Genomic DNA, 5,975 nt, shown 5'->3' with positions numbered 1-5,975 from the left:
ACGTCACGCCTCCGGGGAGGCGGTTCCGGTGGGCCGGCCGCGCAGATCGGCGACGTAATCGTCCGGCGCGCCGGCCTTCTCGGCCGCGTTCGCGATCTCGGACAGGTACCACGCGGTGGGCAGGCCGCCCTCGTAGCCGGCGAAGACGTACACCCACGCCGGTACTTCACCGTCGAGCGTCGATACACGGACGGTCACCTTCTGGTACGCCCCCGCGGTGACGCCCTCGACCTCGTCGAGTTGTGACGCGTCCCACGGATGGACGTCGTAGAGCGAGATGAAGACCCGGTCGCCGGGCGACTCGACAATCGTCGTGACCGCCCCCTCCCAGCCCATTTCTCCCTCCCCGGCGAAAGTCAGGCGCCAGCCTTCGATCCACCCCACGCCGACCATCGGCGAGTGCGGACAGTAGGCCCGCATGCGGGCGGGGTCCAGGTTCGAGCCATACGCGGCGTAGTGACGCACGGCGACGACGATAGTCGTAGCGAGCGGTGGTGAGAATATGAGAAGTGCGTGTCGGCACAACTGTTCGGCATCGGTTGCCGCTTTTGGAGGTTTTGAGTCGTGAGTCGGATCGTGATCATCGGTGGAGGACCGGGGGGCTACGAGGCGGCTCTGGTCGCGGCTCAGCTCGGCGCTGAGGTCACCCTCGTCGAGGCGGACGGGCCCGGTGGCGCCTGTGTGCTGACCGACTGCGTGCCGTCCAAGACCTTCATCGCCAGTTCGGAGGTGGTCACCGGGCACCGCCACGACGAGCGGTTCGGGATCCGCTCGGCCGGCCTGGACGGGGTGACCGTCGACGCGAAAGCGGTCAACGAACGGGTGAAGAAGCTGGCCCTGGCCCAGTCCGGGGACATCCAGACCAAACTGATCAAGGCCGGGGTGGACGTGGTCCGCGGCCGGGCCCGCCTCGGTGAGGACCGGCTCGGTCACACCCACCAGGTGCTGATCACCCCGGAGGGCGGCGAGACCTACGCCGTCGAGGCCGGCACGGTGCTGCTGGCCACCGGCGCCACCCCGCGGGTGCTGCCCACCGCCCGGCCGGACGGCGACCGGATCCTCGACTGGCGGCAGGTGTGGGACCTGGAGGAGCTGCCCAGCCACCTGATCGTGATCGGTTCCGGGGTGACCGGCGCCGAGTTCGCCAGCGCCTACCTGGCGATGGGCGTGACGGTCACGCTGATCTCCAGCCGGGAGCGGGTCATGCCGCACGAGGACGCCGACGCCGCGATGGCGATCGAGCGGGTCTTCCGCGAGCGGGGCATGACCATTCTCAGCCAGTCCCGGGGCGACGCGGTGGAGAACACCGGCGACGGCGTCCGGGTGACCCTCTCCGACGGCCGGATGGTCGAGGGCTCGCACGTGCTGATGGCCGTCGGCGCCGTCCCCAACACGGCCGAGCTGGGCCTGCGGGAGTACGGCGTGGACGTCTCGGACGGCGGCTACGTGACGGTGGACCGGGTGTCGCGTACCAACGTGCCCGGTATCTACGCCGCCGGTGACTGCACCGGTGTCCTCCCGCTCGCCAGCGTCGCGGCCATGCAGGGCCGGATCGCGATCTGGCACGCGATGGGCGAGGCGGTGGCCCCGCTGCGGCTGCGCACCGTCTCGGCGAACGTCTTCACCGACCCGGAGCTGGCCAACGTCGGCGTGTCGCAGAACGAGGTCGACTCCGGCCGCTTCCCGGCCCGTCAGGTGATGCTGCCGCTGACCGGTAACGCCCGCGCCAAGATGGCCGGTCTCCAGGACGGTTTCGTGAAACTGTTCTGCCGGCCCGGCACCGGCCAGATCGTCGGCGGGGTGGTGGTGTCGCCGAAGGCGAGCGAGCTGATCCTGCCGATCACCATGGCGATCGAGAACAACCTGACCGTCGATCAGCTGGCGCACACCATCACGATCTACCCGTCGCTGTCCGGGTCTATCGCTGAGGCTGCCCGTCAGCTGATGCAGCACGAGGTTCAATGACCGGCAGCTCGTCCTTGGCGTGATCCTTGCCCCCGAAGACGGCGAGGATCCAGCCCGCGGTGCCGAAGACGACGGCGGCCGCGGCGGCGACGGCGAACAGCCGCCAGGCGGACTGGGTGATCGCGGTGCCCCCGAGGTGCCCGACCAGTCCGCCGTAACCGGCCCAGCCCAGCGCGGCCAGGCCGTCGTAGAGGGCGAACAGCCGGATCGGATAACCGGTGCGGCCGGCGTGGTAACCGGCCGCCATCCGGCCGCCCGGCACGAAGCGGCAGAGCAGGATCACCAGCGGGCCGGGCCGGCGCAGCCCGCGGGTGAACCGCTCGGCCGCCCGCCGGGTCCGTGAGTCGTGCTCCTCGTTACGCGGCGCGAACCGGGCCCGCAGCGCGCTCAGCCGGCCGCCGGTGGACCGGCCCAGCACGTAGGCGATGGTGTCGCCGGTGAACATGCCGAGCGCGCCGAGTGCGATCACGGTGGCGAGGTCGAGATTGCCGTACACCGTCAGAGCCCCGGACGTGATCATCACGGCCTGGATCGGGACGACCGGGACCAGAGCGTCGACGGTCAGCAACGAGAACAGGGCCAGGTACGCCCACGCCGGTGTCACCACCATCGTCAGCAGTTCGGTCATCGGTGCGGCCACCTCGCGGCTTCAGGACTCCCGGCATTCTGCGGCAGACCGGCTGAGAAAGCGCTGTGCTCCCAGCATGCGCCCATGTCAGCGCATTCCGCGGTGATGAGGGACACGCTACGGGCCGCGCATTCCGCTCGCCTCGGGTTCGCGTGGTTGACCGGTGCCGGACGCTCCCGGTTCTCGTGGGCCGCCGCTCCCGGGCGTACGGTGGAGAGGCCCGCGCCGCACGGCCGGCGTGTGCGCGGGCCGTCGGTAGGTCCCGTATCGGCGGCCCGCCCCAAGCCCACCAGCGGAAACTACCGGTTCCGCCCGACTCAGGCCGTCACCAGGCCGTCAGGCACCATCCAAGCCGTCGGCGTCTTCTTCCTGGCGGAACAGGTCATCGATTGCCTTTCGGGTGCGCCCTTCGCTGGAGGGCATCAGGTGGTGTAGTAGCGCAAGGTGAACTCGGGTTGGCGTGCCCGAGATACTCCGACAGGGCCTTGATGCTCTCGCCACCGTCCAGCAGCGACGAGGCGTAGAAGTGCCGAAGCGTGTGCATCCCGGTCGAGCGAGACGGAGTCGCACCAGCGTTTCGGAGCGCGACGTGCCAGCTCTTGGCGTTGAAGGTGTTCTTGTTGATCACACTCTGACGAGTGGTCGTGAACGCCAGCTGGACCGTGACCCGCTCGCTGCTGGCCGGGTTCTCCCACGGTAAGGTGAACTTGACCGGCGGAAACGTCTCGAAGTGCGTGCGGAGAAGATCAGCCACGCTGTCCGGCAAGGGCACCCTGCGATCACGATCGCTTTTGGGAAGACCGAACACGAAACGGTCCCGGACCATTTTTCCTGTTGGACGATGTGCAGCCATCCGCTATCGAAATCGACGTCATCGGGCGAGACACCGAGGATTTCGCCCTGACGCAGCCCACATCCTGTCCCGAGAGCGACCATCGGCCGGTAACGCGCCTGAATACCGGCCTGGATCGCCGAGACAGTCTCCATCTTCCAGGGGATCACCCTTGCGTTGGACGGGCCGTGGCGATGACCGAGCGAGCCAGGCAGGGATTCTTATCGATCTTCTCGTCGTCGACGGCCGCGTGGATGATGGACTTTAGGTGCGCGAAGACCACTGCCCGCGTGCCGTCGCCGAGAGTGCCGACCATATTGCGGTCCCACTCGCGGATCTCTCTCGGCTTGATCGTCGTGAGCTGAGAGTCACCGAAGGCCGGCACCAGGTGCCTGCGTACCTGCTTGATCTCTTACGGCCGGCCCTATTGGCCCACTGGAAGCCTTATTGGCCCACTCGAATGGGTGATATGAAGATCACTTAAAGTCGCCCTCTATCTCTAGACTAATGCCACCTTGTGTGTTTGTGAGTCCTCTTTGTTGGGAGGTCGTGGTGGCTCGTCGAAGCGCCCGGTTGGTGTGGGTCGGTCGCGGTGTGTTTGGCGCGATCGTGCTGTCGCTGATCGTGTATTTGCTGTTGGTCGGCATCGATACGGCAGACAAGATCGCTAGCAGTGTCAGTGTTGTGGTGGCGCTGGTTGCGTTGGGGACGCCCTACCTTTTGGCGCCGCCGGTATCGGATCAGCCGGGCGATCCTTCGATGATCCATGCACCTGGGGCCGGGGCGGTTGCATTAGGAGGTGACAGCGCTGCTGAAGTGTCGACTGAGGTTTCCGGAGTTTTTCCTCCGGCCACCGATGCGCCCACCGGTCCCGGTGTGACGGCGAGTGGTTCCGGGTCGGTAGCGATCAGGGGATCGAGTACTGCGCCGATTCGTACCAAGGTCATTGTTCCCAGCTCGGAGGACACGTCGGCGTGATGTTCGGCAAACGCGCGGATGCGACGACGCAGTCGATTGAGGGGGCCGGGACGGCTACGGCCTCCGGGGATGGTGGGGTCGCTATAGGTGGCGACAGCCATGCGCCGATTACAGTCACGGTCACTAAGCAGACGATTATTTCTGCAGCACGGGCGGTCTCGTGGCCGGTACGGGTTGGCGACATTCCGGAATTGGCGTCAGCGTTTCAGCCCCGGCAGGACCTGCGGGACCACGTCATCGCCGCGCGGCAGCGCGGCGATGACGTGGTGCTGACGCAACCGGAAACGGCGGCGAGGACGACCCGAATCTTGTCAGGTGGTGGTGGGGTGGGGAAATCCCAGCTAGCCGCGTGGTTCGCGCATCGGGCCGACGAGGATTCCCGCAGGGATCTGGTGGTATGGGTCGCTGCGGACACCCCGGAGCAGATCATCGCTACCTATGCGCGGGCAGCGGGCAGGGTGGGTGCTGAGGTGACCGGTGACGCTACCGGTGACGCTAAATCGTTCCTCGAGTGGTTGCGCGAAACCGATCGCGACTGGCTTGTGGTGCTGGACGATATCACCAACCCCGCCCACCTGGCGGGTTGGTGGCCGCCCTCCCGCCCGGTCGGCTGGACGTTAGCGACCACGCGTTTACACGATGCGGCTCTGGCAAGCTCCGGACGGCATCGGATCGGCATCGGCGTATACACCCCGGAGGAGTCGCTGGCTTACTTGACGATCCGGCTGACCGAGGCAGGTCAACCTCACCTGATCGATGACCGAGCAAGCATTCTGGCCTCCGCGCTGGGGCATCTACCCTTAGCGTTGTCACATGCTGCGGCATTCATGGACAGCCAGGCAGAATCCTGCACCGAATACCTCGCCCGCTACACCAAAGGGCGCGACCGTTTGCAAGATCTCATGCCTGCCGACAGCGATCCGGATAGCTACGGCCGGCCCGTCACCGTCACGCTGTTGCTGGCGCTGGATGGCGCGGACGCTGATGCCCCGGCCGGATTGGCGCGCGCCGCGCTCGCGCTGGCCGCAATGCTGGATCCGGCCGGTCAACCCGAGGCTTTGTGGGGCACGAGTGCCGTAACTGACTACCTCACGAGACATCGCACCGTCGATATCGGCAAGCCGGTAACTGCGAGCCAGGTGCGCAAGGTTTTACGCTTACTGCATCGCTATGCGTTGATCACTCACACAGGCACCCATCCTGTGCAAACGGTACGCGTGCACGCGTTGACCGCGCGGGCCATGCAGGAGACTCTGACCGACTTGGCTCTTGCCGCTCGCGTTGCCGCTGATGCGCTGCTGGCAATTTGGCCGGACGACGACCATGCCAGTACTGAGTTGACCGCATCACTGTTCGCCAACGTCACTATTCTGCAAAAGTCTGCAGCTGAGAACCTCTGGCAGCCCGATGGCCATCCGGTGCTCTATCGTGCCGGACTCGGCCTTTTGAAAGCTGGACTTCATACGGCAGCAGCGGACCACTGGCACCTTGTGGCCGCGCAGGCACTAAGGCTCCTCGGTCCTGAACACCTGAATACCCTGATCGCCCGTGGCAATCTTGCCAGCTCCTATA

The 5,975-nt window shown here is 66.4% G+C and carries 6 protein-coding genes and 1 pseudogene; 3 read left to right on the top strand and 4 right to left on the bottom strand.

Annotated elements, in window-relative coordinates:
- Positions 1-3: 3 nt before the first annotated feature.
- A complete protein-coding gene (locus Aco03nite_RS12740) occupies positions 4-465 on the bottom strand; it encodes a gamma-glutamylcyclotransferase (RefSeq protein ID WP_203795266.1) in 462 nt (153 codons plus the stop codon).
- 99 nt (positions 466-564) lie between these two features.
- Here Aco03nite_RS12740 and Aco03nite_RS12735 point away from each other — a divergent pair, with 99 nt between their 5' ends.
- The gene (locus tag Aco03nite_RS12735) at positions 565-1,965 is read left to right on the top strand and encodes an NAD(P)H-quinone dehydrogenase (RefSeq protein ID WP_203795265.1); all 1,401 of its coding nucleotides are present in this window, start codon (positions 565-567) and stop codon (positions 1,963-1,965) included.
- Here the strand turns inward: Aco03nite_RS12735 and Aco03nite_RS12730 are convergent.
- The 3 genes from Aco03nite_RS12730 to Aco03nite_RS52850 form a co-directional block, all read right to left on the bottom strand.
- On the bottom strand, positions 1,919-2,593 hold the full coding sequence (locus tag Aco03nite_RS12730; RefSeq protein ID WP_203795264.1) for a DedA family protein: 675 nt from the start codon (positions 2,591-2,593) through the stop codon (positions 1,919-1,921). The genes Aco03nite_RS12735 and Aco03nite_RS12730 overlap by 47 nt on opposite strands.
- 382 nt (positions 2,594-2,975) lie before the next feature.
- Complete coding sequence (locus Aco03nite_RS52855; RefSeq protein WP_239145101.1) at positions 2,976-3,401, bottom strand: tyrosine-type recombinase/integrase; 426 nt, start codon at positions 3,399-3,401, stop codon at positions 2,976-2,978.
- 190 nt (positions 3,402-3,591) lie between these two features.
- Positions 3,592-3,810 (bottom strand): site-specific integrase, encoded by a 219-nt coding sequence (locus tag Aco03nite_RS52850; RefSeq protein WP_239145100.1) that lies wholly within the window; start codon positions 3,808-3,810, stop codon positions 3,592-3,594.
- Positions 3,811-3,977: 167 nt separating this feature from the next.
- On the opposite strand from Aco03nite_RS52850, the gene Aco03nite_RS12720 reads away from it, so the two are divergent.
- A complete protein-coding gene (locus tag Aco03nite_RS12720; RefSeq protein ID WP_203795263.1) occupies positions 3,978-4,403 on the top strand; it encodes a hypothetical protein in 426 nt (141 codons plus the stop codon).
- Positions 4,400-5,975: pseudogene (locus Aco03nite_RS12715) on the top strand (hypothetical protein); the annotation flags it as partial. The gene Aco03nite_RS12720 and the pseudogene Aco03nite_RS12715, both read left to right, overlap by 4 nt.

It is taken from the genome of Actinoplanes couchii, from assembly GCF_016862075.1.
Classification (GTDB): domain Bacteria; phylum Actinomycetota; class Actinomycetes; order Mycobacteriales; family Micromonosporaceae; genus Actinoplanes; species Actinoplanes couchii.
This window is presented reverse-complemented; position numbering and strand designations above follow the sequence as displayed.

Bases quoted from the DNA above. Each gene is read 5' to 3' on its own strand.
- Aco03nite_RS12730 (WP_203795264.1), bottom strand. From the start codon at position 2,593: ATGACCGAACTGCTGACGATGGTGGTGACACCGGCGTGGGCGTACCTG.